This window comes from Lentzea sp. NEAU-D7 (assembly GCF_026242055.1).
Lineage (GTDB): Bacteria > Actinomycetota > Actinomycetes > Mycobacteriales > Pseudonocardiaceae > Lentzea.
The window spans coordinates 197,074-210,808 of sequence record NZ_JAPJDL010000011.1 but is presented as its reverse complement, the minus strand read 5'-3'; the positions used below and the strand labels follow the sequence as shown (position 1 = coordinate 210,808).

Annotated in this window: 13 protein-coding genes; 8 read left to right on the top strand and 5 right to left on the bottom strand. The window is 72.3% G+C overall.

The genetic code is table 11. From position 1 onward, the window contains the following. The first annotated feature begins 12 nt into the window (after positions 1-12). Positions 13-798, top strand: coding sequence for a crotonase/enoyl-CoA hydratase family protein (locus tag ORI60_RS23395; RefSeq protein ID WP_266036683.1), 786 nt, complete (start codon positions 13-15; stop codon positions 796-798). Positions 799-830: 32 nt separating this feature from the next. Here ORI60_RS23395 and ORI60_RS23390 read toward each other — a convergent pair whose 3' ends face one another. Beyond that, positions 831-3,545, bottom strand: a complete 2,715-nt coding sequence (locus ORI60_RS23390; RefSeq protein ID WP_266036682.1) for an ATP-binding protein — start codon at positions 3,543-3,545, stop codon at positions 831-833. A 109-nt stretch (positions 3,546-3,654) separates the two neighbouring features. On the opposite strand from ORI60_RS23390, the gene ORI60_RS23385 reads away from it, so the two are divergent. Together ORI60_RS23385 and ORI60_RS23380 are read left to right on the top strand one after the other, a co-directional pair. Next, positions 3,655-3,975, top strand: a complete 321-nt coding sequence (locus tag ORI60_RS23385) for a hypothetical protein (RefSeq protein WP_266036681.1) — start codon at positions 3,655-3,657, stop codon at positions 3,973-3,975. Further along, positions 3,972-4,481: a YceI family protein gene (locus ORI60_RS23380; RefSeq protein WP_266036680.1), complete on the top strand. Its 510-nt coding sequence runs from the start codon at positions 3,972-3,974 to the stop codon at positions 4,479-4,481. Before ORI60_RS23385 ends, ORI60_RS23380 begins: the two co-directional genes overlap by 4 nt. Before the next feature lie 19 nt (positions 4,482-4,500). On the opposite strand, the gene lgt is transcribed toward ORI60_RS23380, so the two are convergent. The 4 genes from lgt to ORI60_RS23360 all read right to left on the bottom strand — a co-directional run bounded on the left by lgt (position 4,501) and on the right by ORI60_RS23360 (position 9,639). Continuing rightward, positions 4,501-5,409 (bottom strand): prolipoprotein diacylglyceryl transferase, encoded by a 909-nt coding sequence (gene lgt, locus ORI60_RS23375; RefSeq protein WP_266036679.1) that lies wholly within the window; start codon positions 5,407-5,409, stop codon positions 4,501-4,503. Positions 5,410-5,470: 61 nt separating this feature from the next. Further along, positions 5,471-7,252, bottom strand: a complete 1,782-nt coding sequence (locus ORI60_RS23370) for a CocE/NonD family hydrolase (protein ID WP_266036678.1) — start codon at positions 7,250-7,252, stop codon at positions 5,471-5,473. A gap of 120 nt (positions 7,253-7,372) precedes the next feature. Beyond that, a complete protein-coding gene (locus ORI60_RS23365) occupies positions 7,373-8,491 on the bottom strand; it encodes a fatty acid desaturase family protein (RefSeq protein ID WP_266036677.1) in 1,119 nt (372 codons plus the stop codon). A gap of 80 nt (positions 8,492-8,571) precedes the next feature. After that, a complete protein-coding gene (locus ORI60_RS23360; RefSeq protein ID WP_266036676.1) occupies positions 8,572-9,639 on the bottom strand; it encodes a ferredoxin reductase in 1,068 nt (355 codons plus the stop codon). An 86-nt stretch (positions 9,640-9,725) separates the two neighbouring features. On the opposite strand from ORI60_RS23360, the gene ORI60_RS23355 reads away from it, so the two are divergent. The 5 genes from ORI60_RS23355 to ORI60_RS23335 all read left to right on the top strand — a co-directional run bounded on the left by ORI60_RS23355 (position 9,726) and on the right by ORI60_RS23335 (position 13,687). Beyond that, on the top strand, positions 9,726-10,871 hold the full coding sequence (locus ORI60_RS23355) for a helix-turn-helix domain-containing protein (protein WP_266036675.1): 1,146 nt from the start codon (positions 9,726-9,728) through the stop codon (positions 10,869-10,871). Positions 10,872-10,957: 86 nt separating this feature from the next. Further along, positions 10,958-11,503 (top strand): RNA polymerase sigma factor, encoded by a 546-nt coding sequence (locus ORI60_RS23350; protein ID WP_416234394.1) that lies wholly within the window; start codon positions 10,958-10,960, stop codon positions 11,501-11,503. Beyond that, positions 11,500-12,144, top strand: coding sequence for a hypothetical protein (locus ORI60_RS23345; RefSeq protein ID WP_266036673.1), 645 nt, complete (start codon positions 11,500-11,502; stop codon positions 12,142-12,144). Before ORI60_RS23350 ends, ORI60_RS23345 begins: the two co-directional genes overlap by 4 nt. Continuing rightward, a complete protein-coding gene (locus tag ORI60_RS23340; RefSeq protein ID WP_266036672.1) occupies positions 12,141-12,932 on the top strand; it encodes an anti-sigma factor family protein in 792 nt (263 codons plus the stop codon). Before ORI60_RS23345 ends, ORI60_RS23340 begins: the two co-directional genes overlap by 4 nt. Then, positions 12,929-13,687 carry an ABC transporter ATP-binding protein gene (locus ORI60_RS23335; RefSeq protein WP_266036671.1) on the top strand — a complete coding sequence of 253 codons (759 nt, stop codon included), beginning with the start codon at positions 12,929-12,931 and terminating at the stop codon, positions 13,685-13,687. Before ORI60_RS23340 ends, ORI60_RS23335 begins: the two co-directional genes overlap by 4 nt. The last annotated feature ends 48 nt before the right edge of the window (positions 13,688-13,735 follow it).

Genomic DNA, 13,735 nt, shown 5'->3' with positions numbered 1-13,735 from the left:
CACGGAGGTCACATGGACGTCATGGTGGAGATCACCGGAACGACGACGTTGATCAGGATGAATCGCCCGGACCGGCGCAATGCGGTCGACGGGCCGATGGCCGCCGAGCTGCGGGAGGCCTTCCTGGCGTTCGAGGCGGACCCGTCGCAACGAGTGGCGGTGCTCGCCGGTGAGGGCGGGACGTTCTGCGCCGGGGCGGACCTGACCTCCGTCGGCGACCCGGCGCGGCGCAACGAGCTCGATCCCTCCGGCGGCGGTGCCGGGCCGATGGGACCGACGCGGTTGCGGCTGAGCAAGCCGCTGATCGCGGCCGTCAGCGGCTACGCGGTGGCAGGCGGGCTGGAGCTGGCGCTGCTGGCGGACCTGCGGGTCGTCGAGAGCGACGCGGTGTTCGGGGTGTTCTGCCGGAGGTGGGGCGTGCCGTTGATCGACGGCGGCACCGTGCGGCTGCCCCGGGTCGTCGGGCTGGGGCGCGCGTTGGACCTGATCCTGACCGGACGTCCGGTGCACGCCGAGGAGGCGCTGGCGATCGGCCTGGCGAACCGGGTGGTCGAGCCGGGGCAGGCGGTGGCGGCGGCGCTGGAGCTGGCCGGGCAGATCGCCGGGTTCCCGTTCGAGTGCGTGCTGGCCGACCGGGCGTCGGTCTACGGCGGGCTGGACCTGCCGTTGGCGGAGGCGCTGCGGGCGGAAGGGGCGGCGGGGGTGCCGATCGTGGCCCGGGAAGGGGTGGCCGGAGCCGCCCGGTTCGCGGGCGGCGCGGGGAGGCACGGGCGGTTCAGCGGAGACGGCGAACGCTGAGACCGGATCTCATCCCGGGGCGGCGGGCCTGGTCAGGCCCGCCGGGTGAGCTCCCACGCGGTGATCTCGGTCCTGGTGCGCAGCCCCAGCTTGGCCAGGACGCTGCGCACGTGGGTCTCGACGGTGCGTTCGCTCAGGTGCAGGCGGGTCGCGATCTGGCGGTTGGTCAGGGCCTGCGCCACCAGGTCCACGACCTCGGACTCGCGCGGTGACAACGGGTCCTGCGCCTGTTCCACCGCGCCGATCCGCTTCAGCTCCCGGTCGGCCTCGGCCAGCCGGACCGGCATGTCCAGCGCGCGGAACTCGGCCGCCGCCTCGGCCGCGAGCGTGCGGGCCTGGGACAGGTCGCCCTGTTCGACGAGGGCGCGGGCGAGTCCGAGCCGGCTCAGCGCGGCGAACGGCCGGGCGCCGATGCGGGCGTTCATCTCCAGGGCCAGCCGGTAGTGGCCGGCGGCGGCCTCCGTCCGTCCGCAGGTCATCGCGAGGTCGCCGAGCAACCGCGGCACCGCGGCGGTGGAGAACACCGCGCCGGACCCGTCCGCGGCGAAGAACGGGTCCAATGTGGACAGCACGGCGTAGACGCCCTCGGCCGCCTCGGTGTCGCCGAGCATGCAGGCGACCACCCCGATCTGCGCGACCAGCGGAGCCCACGTCGGCCCGGCCTCGAGCACCGCCGGCATGGCCCGGAACTCCTCGAACGTCGCTGCGGCCTGGGCGGTCTGCCCGAGCATCGCGTGCAGGAACGGCACGTAGACGCGGGCCAGCGGGATGTCTCCGACCAGCTCGATCACCTCGAACACCTCCCGCGCCGCCGCCTCGTCGATGCCGCCGACCAGCTGCGCCATCTCGTTGCGGAACGCGTAGTACATGCCCTTGGCCGCCGCGACCCCCATCCGCTCGGCGATGGCGCGAGCCGTCTCGTTGCACTCCTCGGCCTTCTGCAACTGCCCGACCAGCGCCGCCCGCGTGGCCCTCAGCCGGTGCAGGTGCCACCACGCGACCCCGTGCTGCCGCGTCGCCGCGAACTGCTCGATCAGGTCCAGCTGCCGGTCCACCTCGACCAGGTCCCCCACCTGGAGCGCCGCGTCGACCAGCCAGACGTGACCCCACAGCTCGGCGTGCGGCTGCCGTGCGGTCTCGGCCAGCACGACGGCCCGGTTCGCGAGCTCGACCCGCTCGTCCCTGAACTGCGGCGCGCACAGGGTGAGGTGCCGCGCGTGGATGCCGTCCAGCTCCGCGTCCGGATCACCGCTGCGCACGGCGAGCTCCAGTGCCGCGGCGGACAGCTCCCGCGCCCGTTCCGCCGCACCGGTCGTGGTGGCCGCCATCGCCCGGCGCGCCAGCAGCCGGGCCCTGGTCGCGGTGGCCTCCTCCGGGAGGTGCCGCAGCGCGGCCGTGCAGAGCTGGTCGACGGCGGCCAGCAGCGAGCGGTCGCCCAGCCCGGTGATGACGAGGGCGGCCTCCGCCATCAGGTCGGGAGCGCCGGCCTGCTGCGCCAGGCGGGCGGCGGTGCGGCAGTGGCCGAGGCTGGCCTGGGTCTCTCCCGCGAGGAACTCGGCGCGGGCGAGGCCGAGGGTGAGCTCCGCCGTCTTCTCCTCGGCCGTTGCCAGGGCGAGCGCCGCGAACCCGGCCGCCTCGTCGTAGGCGAGTTCCGCGGTGGCCGCTCGCGCCGCCTCCGCCGCCCACCGCGAGCACTCCGCGGCGGCGTCCGCCCCGCTCGCCCGGTGCCACTGCGTCGCGATGCGTCCCGGCGCGCCACCAGCGGCGGCAAGGGCCAGCGCGCAACGCCGATGCAGTTCCGCGCGCACGGACGGCGCCAAGCTCTCGTACACGGCGTCCCGCACGAGCGCGTGTGTGAACGCCAGCGACCCGTCGTCGGCCTGCAGGACCCTGGCGGCGACGGCGTCGTCGAGCGGCGTGGCGGGGTCCTCGCCGGTGACGGCCGCGAGCAGCGCGGGGTCGATCCGCTCCCCCAGGACGCTGGCCACGCCGAGCACGTCGCGGGCGTGCGGGCTCAGCCGGTCCAGTGTGGACAACACCATCCGGTGCAGTTCCCGGTGCCCCGCGGCCTCCCCGCTGTCGATCAGCATGCGCACGTACAGCGGGTTGCCGCCGGTGCCGTCCACCAGCCGTGCCGCCAGCGACTCCGGGTCCGGCACGGCCGTGGCGGAGCGCACCCATCCGGCCACGTCGCCGCGCGTCAGCCCGCCCAGGTGCAGGGTGCGGGCGGCGGGAGCGCGCATCACGCCGGACAGGTCCCCGCCGGCCTCGCGACAGGTCGCGACGACGAGGATCCGGGAGGCGGGCAGTTCGGTGGCGAGGTGGGCCAGCAGGCGCAACGACGTGCGGTCGGCCCAGTGCAGGTCCTCCAGCACGAGCAGCAGCCCGCCGGGCGCGGCCTCCGCCACCAGGGCGTCCGCCGCGTCGGCGAGCAGGGCGAAGCGGGCCGAGTCGTCCTGGCCGGAGTGTCCTTCGGAGAGCACGCGGTGCAGCGCGGGCACGGAGCGGGCGAGGCGGCGCCACGGCCACAACGGAGGCATGCCGGGATCGTCGACGGCGTGGCCCCGTGCGACCGGGACGCCGTACGAACCGGCCATCGCGGACACCGCCGTGGCCAGCCTGGTCTTGCCGATGCCCGCCTCACCGACGACGAGCACGAGACGGCCCGCGCCGCCCGCCGCGGCGACGAGGCCCGCCCGCAGCGAGGCGAGCTCGCGGTCGCGGCCGAAGATCGGGGCTTCCTCCACGCCGGGAGTATCGCCGACCGGTGGCGGTTCGGTACCGGTCTCCGTACTGGCACGGATCCGTGTCGCCGCGGACGGGCCGAGACTCGGTGCACCACCCAAGGAGGCGACCATGTACGCGCAGCTCACCTACTTCGACGGACCCCGCGGCCCCGAACAGCTGGCCGCGGCCGACTTCGCGGCGAAGCAGCGGATCGCACCGGCGGCCATGGCGGTGCCGGGCAACATCAGGACCTACGTGCTCCGCCGCGCGGACGGGTCGGAGGTCGTGCTGTCGATCGCCGAGTCCGAGCAGGCGCTGATCGACACCCAGAAGGCGATCATGAGCACGCAGCTGCTGCCCGGCGAGGACCCGGCGCTGCTGCCGGGCGCGGACCGCGTCGAGATCTACCCGGTCCTCGAGGTCTTCGAGCACGACGGAGCCCGGTCATGACCACCACGCGAGCACTCGCCGCCGGTGTGTGGCGGGCGGACCTGAGCCGCAGCAGCGCGTCGTTCCAGGTCGGCAACCTCGGCCGCAAGGCGAACGGCACGGTGCCCGTCACCGCGGGCACCGTCGAGATCGGACCGGTCGGCGCGTTGCTGGCCGTGCACGGCACCCTGGACCTCGGCGCCATCGACACCGGGATCGCCAAGCGCGACCAGCACCTGCGCAAACCCGGCCTGCTCGACCTCGACCGGCACCCCGTGATGACGTTCACCGCGACGTCCGCGCGGGCCGCGGGCACCGGCTGGCACGTCACCGGCACGCTGGCCGCGCGGGGCAGGGAGGCCGAGCTCGGCGGGACGGTCGAGGTGTCCTCACTGGACGGACGCGAGGCGGTGCTGACCGCGACGGCGCGGCTGGACCGCAGGGCGCTCGGCATCCGCGCGCCGGGTTTCATGATCGGCCGGTACGTCGACGTCACCGTCACCGCGGTGATCTCCCAGTCCGCCTGACAGGTCCGGACGGTCGCGATCAGCCCTCGGCGGTCCGTCCGGACACCGCGTCCGCTGGCGGAGGCGTACGACTCGGCGCCGAAGCCGGCCCGAGGTCCTCCCTGCCGGGGTGCCGCCGTGCCGACCACAGCGTCAGCGCGGCGGCACCGACACCCAGGACCAGCGAGGTCCAGATGTTCAGGCGCAGGCCCAGGACCGTGTTCGCCTGGTCGATGCGCAGCGCCTCGATCCACAGCCTGCCCAGCGTGTAGAGCACCACGTACAGGCCGAACGCGCGGCCGTGCCCCAGCCGGAACCGGCGGTCCGCCCAGATCACCACGGCCGCCGCGGCGAAAGTCCACAGCAGTTCGTACAGGAACGCCGGGTGGAACGTCCCCAGCACCACGGGCGCTCCGTCCGGACCGATCACCGCACGGCCCGCGTCCTGGTCCCACTCGTGGATCGTGAGCCCCCAGGGCAGGTCGGTCGGGCCGCCGTACACCTCGTTGTTGAACCAGTTGCCGAGACGGCCGATCCCCTGTGCCAGGAGGATTCCGGGGGCCGCCGCGTCGGCCAGCGGAGGCAGCGCGACGCCGGCGCGCCTGGCACCGATCCAGGCTCCGAGCGCGCCGAACGCGATCGCGCCCCAGACGCCCATCCCGCCTTCCCAGATGTAGAGGGCGCGCACGGGATCGCCGTCCGGGCCGAAGTACGGCTGCCAGGACGTGGCCACGTGGTAGAGCCGGGCACCGACGACGCCGAACGGAACGCCCCACGTGGCGATCTGGTTGATGACACCGGGCCTGCCGCCGCGCTCGACGTACCGGCGTTCGGTCAGCCAGGCGGCGACGAGGACGCCGGCGATGATGCAGAACGCGTAGGCGCGGATCGGCACCGGGCCGAGGTGCCACACGCCCTGGGTGGGACTCGGTATGGCTGCCAGGAGCATCGCGCCAGGCTAGCGAGGCCGGGGCCTGCGCACTGTGAAGTCCGCGGGCCCCGGCTCGTCATCACCTGTTCAGCGCGCCACCGACGATCGGCAGCACCACCTTGCTGACGCCGAGCGACACGGACAGCGAGACACCGCTCGCCGCCGCGTCCGCGGCGATGTAGGCGTTGTGGTTCGTGACGAGCACGATCCCGATCCGGTGCCCTGCCGGGACCAACGCGTCCCTGGCGTGCAGCTTCCAGGTCACGTCCGCGGTGGACCCGTTGGTGGGCAACGGGGTCGCGGTCTCGAGCGACAGGCGGTTCTTGGCGTCGACGGCACCCTTGGTCAGCATCGTCGCCGACACCGCCTGGATCGACACGTCCGGCGGACGCGCGCAGCCGGTCTTGTCCCGCAGGTCGTTCCTGCCGCACACCTCCGTGGACAGCTGCAGCGGGCTGCGTTCGGACAGCACCGCCTGCGTGCTCGGGCCGTAGTCCACCAGCAACGCGGTGAGCGGCGTCGACGCCCGGTTCGACCCGACGCGGACGGTCAGGCTGACCTCACCGGACAACCGCGCGTCCTTCGTCAGCGGTGCCGTCAGGTAGGCCAGCCGGCTGGTGTTCGCGGTCTCCGGGTTGGCCATCATGGCCGCCTCGCTGATGTTCGCGTTCGCGCGCAGGCTCTGCGTGCCACCGGCCACCGGTGTGGTGGTCAGCGAACCGGACATGCCACCGGCCGCCGGACCGAAGTACAGCGTGGTGTCCTTGGTGTCCGGCCGCGGCCACGTGGCGGCCTGTTCCCAGCTGCCGTCCGGCTTCTGCACGTCGGCCATGGGCTCGTTCATGATCCCGTTGTCCGCGCCCTTGAGCCAGTGGTCCATCCACAGCCCCATGACGCGCTGCCACTCGGCCTGGCGGAACGAGATCGGGTCGAGGTGCCCGCCCCGGTGCAGCCAGATCTTGCGCGGCACGCCGCGGTCCGCCAGTTCCTTCCACCAGCGGCCGAACTGGGACGGCTTGACGTTCCAGTCCGCCTGGCCGTGCACGGCGAACACCGACGCGGACACGTTCTGCGCGCCCACCCGGTAGTCGCGGGCCTTCCAGAACGACGTGTAGTCGAAGGACTCGTCGCCGTCCTCGCGGGACAGCTGGTCGAACACCGGCTTGCACTTCGCCTTCTGCGCCGCGCTCACGACGTAGTTGGCGAGGAAGGTCGGGTAGTTGGACTCCCAGCCCTTGTACCCGATGCCCTGGTCACGGGCGTACTCGTACCAGCTGGAGATCGCGGCGATCGGCACGATCGTCTTCACGCCGGGGATGTTCGCCGCGGCGGCCGCGTTGGGCAGCGTGCCGTTGTAGGAGACGCCGAGCATGCCGACGTTGCCGGTGCTCCAGCTCGCCACCGCCGCCCGGCCGTCCGCGTAGAACGCCTTGGCGCGGCCGTTGAGCCAGTCCACGACCGCGCGGACGCTCGCGGTGTCCTCGGGACCACCCGTGGTCGGGCAGCCGGTCGAGCGGGAGGTGCCTTGCATCTCCATCTCGACGACGGCGTACCCGCGCGGCACGAAGTACTCGTCGTACCAGCGGCCGAAGCCGCGCGGCACGTTCGTCGCCGACGCGGCCGTCGCGCCCAGCCCGTAGTAGGGGCTGGCCTCCATCACGATCGGCACTCGGCCGGCCGTGTCGGGCCGCATGACGTCGGCGGCGATCCGGTCGAGCTTGCCGTCCGCGTCACTGTCGATCGTGGACTCGACGTAGACGGTCTCGGTGATCGCCGCGGCGGCAGGAGCCGCGTTCGAGGCAGGCGTGTAGATCGTCGCGGCCATGAGCAGGGTGGCCGCGACGAGGTAGACCCTTCGCATGAGTTCCTCCGTCGGAGGGCCCGATGAAGCAGCAGGGGTGGAACTCGGGCCCTACGAAGGAATCTCACCGGATCCGGCGGTGTCGCCGGTACGGCCGAAAGATCTGAACCATTGCCCGTCTCAGGCGGCGACCAGTTCCTTGTCCTTGGCCGGCGCCTTGACCTTGGGCTTGCGGTTCGGCAGCGACAGGCGGAAGACCTTGTGCCACGCGGAGAAGACCTGCTTGGGCAGCGGGCCGGTCACGTAGTCCAGTTCGTACTTCTCGAACAGCGCCTTCACCTTGACCGCGACCTCGGCGTACCGGTTGCTCGGCAGGTCCGGGAACAGGTGGTGCTCGATCTGGTGCGACAGGTTGCCGGTCATGAAGTGCATGGCCTTGCTGCCGCTGATGTTCGCCGAACCCATCATCTGGCGCAGGTACCACTGGCCGCGCGTCTCGCCCTTGATCGACCGGCGCTCGAAGGTCTGCACGCCCTCGGGGAAGTGACCACACATGATCACCGAGTGCGACCAGAGGTTGCGGACCAGGTTCGCGGTGAACGTCGCCGCGAGCGTGGTCAGGAACGACGGGCCCGACAGCAGCGGGTGGATCACGTAGTCCTTGAGCACCTGCTTGCGGATCTTGCGGCCCACGGCCCTGGCGCGCGCCCGGAACTCCGGGTTGTTGCGGCGGCGCTTGTGCAGGTTCTTGCCGAGCTCCAGGTCGTACGCGGCGATGCCGTACTCGAAGAAGCAGGCGTTGATGAAGTTCCACAGCGGCTGACCCAGGTGCATCGGGTGCCACTTCTGGTCCTCGTCCACGCGCATGATGCCGTAGCCGAGGTCGTTGTCCTTGCCGATCACGTTGGTGTACGTGTGGTGCAGCTCGTTGTGCGAGTGCTTCCACTGCTCGGCCGGCGAGACGTGGTCCCACTCCCAGGTCGTGGAGTGGATCTTCGGGTCGCGCATCCAGTCCCACTGGCCGTGCAGGATGTTGTGCCCGATCTCCATGTTGTCCATGATCTTCGCGACCGACAGACCGGCGGTGCCGATGATCCAGGCCGGCGGGAAGAGCGAGAACAGCAGGATGCCGCGGCTGGTCAGCTCCAGCTTGCGCTGCACCGAGATGACCTTGCGGATGTAGGCCGCGTCCTTCTCACCACGACTGGCGATCACCTCGTCGCGAATCGCGTCGAGCTCGCGGCCGAGCTCCTCGATCTGCTCGTCGGTCAGGTGGGCGGTGGGATCGATGGCGGTCATGAATCTCGCTTTCCGGGAAGCAGTGGCTGGGGGAGGGCCACTTCGCGGGGGGAAGGGAATGTCAGTGGTGGGCGCGCTGGCTAGCGTTCGAGTTCGCAGGGGCCCGCCGCGGCGGACACGCAGGTCTGGACGAGCACGTGCGCGGTGGGGCTGTCCTCGGCCTGGGTGATCTCGCCGGTGCGCAGGTCCCGCACCGCGCCGGACTTCAGCGGCGTGACGCAGCCGAAGCAGATGCCCATGCGGCAGCCGGACGGCATCAGCACGCCCGCCTCCTCGCCGACGTTCAGCAGCGGCGTGGCACCGTCGGCCTCGACGGTCTTGCCGGTCTTGCCGAACGTGACCTCGCCACCCTCGCCGGCCACGACCACGGTCGGCCGGAACCGCTCGGTGTGCAGGCGCTCAGCGATGCCGTGCTCCGCCCAGTGCGCCTCGGCGGCGTCGAGCAGGCCCGCCGGCCCGCAGGCCCAGGTCTCGCGCTCGGCCCAGTCGGGCACGAGCTTCTCCAGCTCGGCGACGTCGAGCATGCCGTCGGTGTCGGTGTGCAGCTCGACCAGCTTCAGCGCCTCGTCCGCGACCAGGTCGTGCAGGTCGTTGCGGAAGATCACGTCTTCCTTGCGCGGCGCGGAGTGCACCATCACGACGTCGGCGAGCCGCGAGTCGCGCAGCATGCCCATCGCGGGCGTGATGCCGCTGCCGGCCGTCAGGTAGAGCACCTTGGCGGGCTTGGCGGCGGGCAGGACGAACTCGCCGGTGGCCTGGTCGAGCTGGATCACCGTGCCGGGCTTCGCCTTGCGGACCAGGTGGTTGCTGACCTTGCCGTCGGGGATGGCCTTCACGGTGATCGTGATGCGGCCGTCCGCGCGGTTCGTCGGCGACGTGACCGAGTACGCGCGCCAGAGGCGCACGCCGTCGACGTCGATGCCGACCCGGACGTACTGACCGGCGACGTGACCGCGCCAGCCCTTGCCGGGCTTGATCACGATCGTCGCGGCATCGTCTGTCTCGCGGTGCACGGCCTCGATGCGGCCGCGCAGGTCAGCACCTGAGCGGAGGGGACTCACCAGGTCGAGGTAGTCGGACGGCAGCAGCGGCGTCGTGACCAGCTCAAGCAGTTTCCACGCCCTGCTGCGTAGGGCGGCACTCGTCATGACTCCAGCTTGATGCGCCCTAGGGCGTAAAGTCCTGTCCGCAGGACGTGAATATCCCCGGCTGGATTGTTCGCAGGGAACAAATCGTGACTCACGCAATGAGGAGGGCCACCGAACTGGCCCTGGATGAGAAGACCGTGACCGCGTTGCGGGAGGTCCTGAGGCCGACCGCCGACGAAGTGGTCCGCGCCATCATCACCGAGGTGCCGAGCTATGCCAATGCACTTTCCGGACGCATGGGTGGCACCATCCGCCGTGCCGTTCGCACGGCGCTAGGACACTACTTGGACCTCGCGAGCGGCACCGGCGGGGGCGGCGATGCGAGCGACGCGGCCTACGAACTGGGCCGCGGCGAGGTGCGCGACGGCCGTTCGATGGACGCGCTGCTCAGCGCATACCGCGTCGGCGCCCGCGTGGCCTGGCGAGGCCTGGCCGCAGGCGCCGTACCAGCGGGTCTGCCGGCCGCGGAGGTGGCGAAGTTCGCCGAACTGACCTTCGCCTACATCGACGAGCTGTCCGCCGCCAGCGCCGCGGGCCACGCCGACGAACTGGCCGCACGAGGCCTGGCCCACGAGCGCCACCTCGAACAACTCGCCCGCGACCTGCTCGCCGGCGCGAGCGCCGAGGTCCTGCTGGCCTCCGCCGGACGCGCCGGCTGGCAGCCGCCGTCCACGCTGACCGTGGTCCTGCTCCCCGCGTTCCAGGCCCGCCCCGCCTACCGCTCGCTCGACCCCGGCACCCTCGTCCTCGACGACCTGCCGGACTCGACCGGCGTCTTGTTCGTACCCGACGCCGACCGCTCCCACCTGCTACGACAGCTCAACCACCGCAATGCCGTCGTCGGGCCAGCACGTCCATGGATGCGTGCCTCCGCCTCGTACGAACGGACCGTACGCGCACGCTCCCTCTCCTCCGACATCCGTGACACCGAGGAGCACCTCGCCTCTCTCGTGCTGAGCGCCGATCCCGACGCGTACGCCGACCTGCGCGCCCGCGCCCTGGCCCCGCTGCTGGCACTCCCGGCCACCACGGCCCGGCGGCTGGAGGAGACGTTGCGCGCCTGGCTGCTGCACCACGGCCGGCGCGAGGAGGTGGCCGCTGCCCTGTTCGTGCACCCGCAGACCGTCCGGTACCGGATGGGCCAGCTCCGGGACCTCTTCCCTGACCTCGGGTCTCCGCAGCGGGTTTTGGAGCTGACGCTGGCCGTGGGCCTGAGTTTTGGTCAACACTGAAGTTATCGAGTGAATTGTTGTGGCTCGTGTCACGTCGCGGTGAGAACCTGAGCTTCGATCTCGACGTCTAGCGGAGTGTGAGAGCCATCCGGGGTGAGGCGGGCCTCGACGAGGAACAGCTCGTGCGCCGGGTCGCACGAGGCGACCGCCGCGCGTTCGAAGAGCTGTACCGCCGCACCTCGCCGTGGCTGACCGTGCGGCTGCGCAGACGTTGCTCGGACGAGCAGATCGTCGCCGAGGTGCTGCAGGAGACCTACCTGGCCGTGTGGCGGGCAGCGGACGCGTTCGCCGGCGCGGCGGCGGGCGGCACCGCCGTCGGCTGGCTGTGGACCATCGCCGCACGAAGGCTGATAGACGCGTTCCGCCGCCGCGCACACCACGCCACACCGCCCGCCGCGGCCGCGCCCTCCCCCGCCGCCGCGGCCGACGAGGAGGTGCTCGACGGAGTGGTCGGGGACGAGGTGGGCGACGCGCTGCGCCGCCTGGCGCCGGAACTGCGGCAGGTGCTGCAGGCGATGGTGCTCGACGGACTGACGGTGCGGGAGACGTCGGTGCTGCTCGGGGTGCCGGAGGGCACCGTCAAGACCCGTGCCCGGCGGGCTCGGATCGCGATGAGGGAGGCCCTGGCATGACCGCTCTCGGAGACGCGTCGGCCGTTGGCGGCACCGGCGGCCGATGGGTTCCGCGTGGGCGCCGGGTCGGCCTGCCTGGTCGCACCGACATGGCCGCCCGCCGAGTCAGCCAGTTCTGTCGCACGACTGCGGTCATCCACCAGGCCGACCTGCTCGGCGGCGTGGCCACAGCCACCTGCCAAGTCAGCCTGCCCGGCCACACGACCACCCACCAGGCTGACCGGCCCGGTCACACGGCCACAGCCACTCGCCGGGAGAGCCTGCCCGACAGCATCCGCGCTGCCCACCAGACCAAGCATTCCGCCTGCACCGCCATCCGGCCGCCCGGCCAACCCCGCGGCGCCACAGCCGCGGTCCGACCTGGCCCCGCCACAGCGGTCCGCCGACCAGACCCCACCAGCTACCGGCCCGTGCCCACCGACCAGCGGTGCGGCCCGCACGACAACACCGCCTTCTCTCACGAGCTCAACCCGCTCGATGGCACCACCGCGGCGCCCCGGCCCGGCGCCACCACTCTCCAGCCTGGTCCACCCGACAGCACGGCGGCCACCGTCCCCGGCCAGCCCAACGCCGCGGTCAACCACTCCCCCGCCACCCCGCCCGAGCCCCCGCACACCGCGACGCAGGAGGCGCGACCATGACCACCGACCACCCCGCAGACCACCTCCTGCACCGCTACTCCCAAGGCGACCCCGGCATCCCGGCGGACGAACTGTGGGCCGTCGAGTCGCACCTCGAAACCTGCGCCCCGTGCCGCGCGAGGCTCGCCCCCGAGCCGATCGCCGAGGCCGTCTGGGCGAGTCTCTCGCCGCTGCTCGACCGCACCCCGCAGATGCCGCGCGCGCGGGCCTGGCGGCGGGTGCACGGGTGGGTCTCGCCCGCGGCGGGGCCGTGGCTCGCGATGATCCTGCTGGTCATCGCCGCCGCGGTGGTGCTCGACCGGGCCGGGTTCGCGGTGGGTGATCGGGTGTCGCTGGTGTTGCTGGTCGCGCCGGTGCTGCCGGTGCTCGGTGTCGCCGCGTCCTGGGGGCGTTCGCTCGACCCGGCTTGGGAGCTGACCGCCGCCACGCCTCGGGCGGGGCTGCCGCTCGTGTTTCGGCGGACGGCGGCGGTGCTGGCCGTGGTGGTGCCGGGGCTGGCGGTGGCGAGTCTGCTGACGGGCGCCGGGTTCGGGCGGTGGTTGTTGCCCTGTCTGGCGTTCACCGTCGGCACGCTTGCTCTTGGGACGCTGGTCGGGGTCACGCGGGCCGCGGTCGTGCTGATCGCGGCGTGGGCCCTGGTGATCGTGGCGCCGACCATCGCGTTCAGCCGCACGTCCGTCGTGCTCGGTGCGGCCGCCGCGCCGGTCTGGGTCGCGTTGCTGGGGGCCGGGCTGGTGGTGCTCGCCTTGCGGCGGATGGCGTTCACGCGTCTGGAGGGGAACCGATGACCGCGCCCACCACCTACGCCTGGGAGATCGAGGCTCGCGACCTGCGGGTCAAGGCCGGGCGGCGGATGGCCGTCGACGGCGTCACGCTCTCCATGGGGCGTGGTGTGCACGGGTTGCTCGGGCCCAACGGCGCCGGCAAGACGACGCTCGTCCGCGCGCTCGCGACCGTGCTCGAACCGCACTCGGGCGAGCTCTCGATGCTCGGTGGCGCGGAGCTGCGTCATCTGCGCCGGCGGGTCGGGTACCTGCCGCAGGAGTTCGGGCACTACCGGCGGTTCACCGTGCGGGAGTTCGTGGCGTACGTGGCGTGGCTCAAGGAGATGCGGGACATCCCGGCGGCCGTGCAGCGCGCCGTCGAGAGGGTCGGGCTCGCCGATCGGGCCGACGACAGGATGAAGACGTTGTCCGGCGGCATGATCCGGCGCGCCGGCATCGCGCAGGCGATCGTGAACGACCCCGAGATCCTGCTGCTCGACGAACCGACGGCCGGTCTCGATCCCGCCCAGCGCCTCAGGTTCCGCGAGCTGCTCACCGAACTCGGCACCGACGCGTGCGTGGTCGTCTCGACGCACCTGGTGGAGGACGTCGCTGCCGCCTGCACGGACGTCGTGCTTCTCTCCCAGGGGAAACTCGTCTTCCAGGGCACCACCGAACGGCTCGCGGCCCACGGCACGGAACGGCACGCGGGCGACAGTCCTCTCGAACGCGGCTACAGCGCCGTGCTCGGCATCCCCGATCGGCCCGGCAGCTGGTGACCGCCGTCACAGCGTTCCGAGAACCTCGCGAGCCCCGTCGCCGTCTAG

Bases quoted from the DNA above. Each gene is read 5' to 3' on its own strand.
- ORI60_RS23395 (WP_266036683.1), top strand. From the start codon at position 13: ATGGACGTCATGGTGGAGATCACCGGAACGACGACGTTGATCAGGATG.
- ORI60_RS23385 (WP_266036681.1), top strand. From the start codon at position 3,655: ATGTACGCGCAGCTCACCTACTTCGACGGACCCCGCGGCCCCGAACAG.
- ORI60_RS23380 (WP_266036680.1), top strand. From the start codon at position 3,972: ATGACCACCACGCGAGCACTCGCCGCCGGTGTGTGGCGGGCGGACCTG.
- lgt (WP_266036679.1), bottom strand. From the start codon at position 5,409: ATGCTCCTGGCAGCCATACCGAGTCCCACCCAGGGCGTGTGGCACCTC.
- ORI60_RS23370 (WP_266036678.1), bottom strand. From the start codon at position 7,252: ATGCGAAGGGTCTACCTCGTCGCGGCCACCCTGCTCATGGCCGCGACG.
- ORI60_RS23365 (WP_266036677.1), bottom strand. From the start codon at position 8,491: ATGACCGCCATCGATCCCACCGCCCACCTGACCGACGAGCAGATCGAG.
- ORI60_RS23360 (WP_266036676.1), bottom strand. From the start codon at position 9,639: ATGACGAGTGCCGCCCTACGCAGCAGGGCGTGGAAACTGCTTGAGCTG.
- ORI60_RS23345 (WP_266036673.1), top strand. From the start codon at position 11,500: ATGACCGCTCTCGGAGACGCGTCGGCCGTTGGCGGCACCGGCGGCCGA.
- ORI60_RS23340 (WP_266036672.1), top strand. From the start codon at position 12,141: ATGACCACCGACCACCCCGCAGACCACCTCCTGCACCGCTACTCCCAA.
- ORI60_RS23335 (WP_266036671.1), top strand. From the start codon at position 12,929: ATGACCGCGCCCACCACCTACGCCTGGGAGATCGAGGCTCGCGACCTG.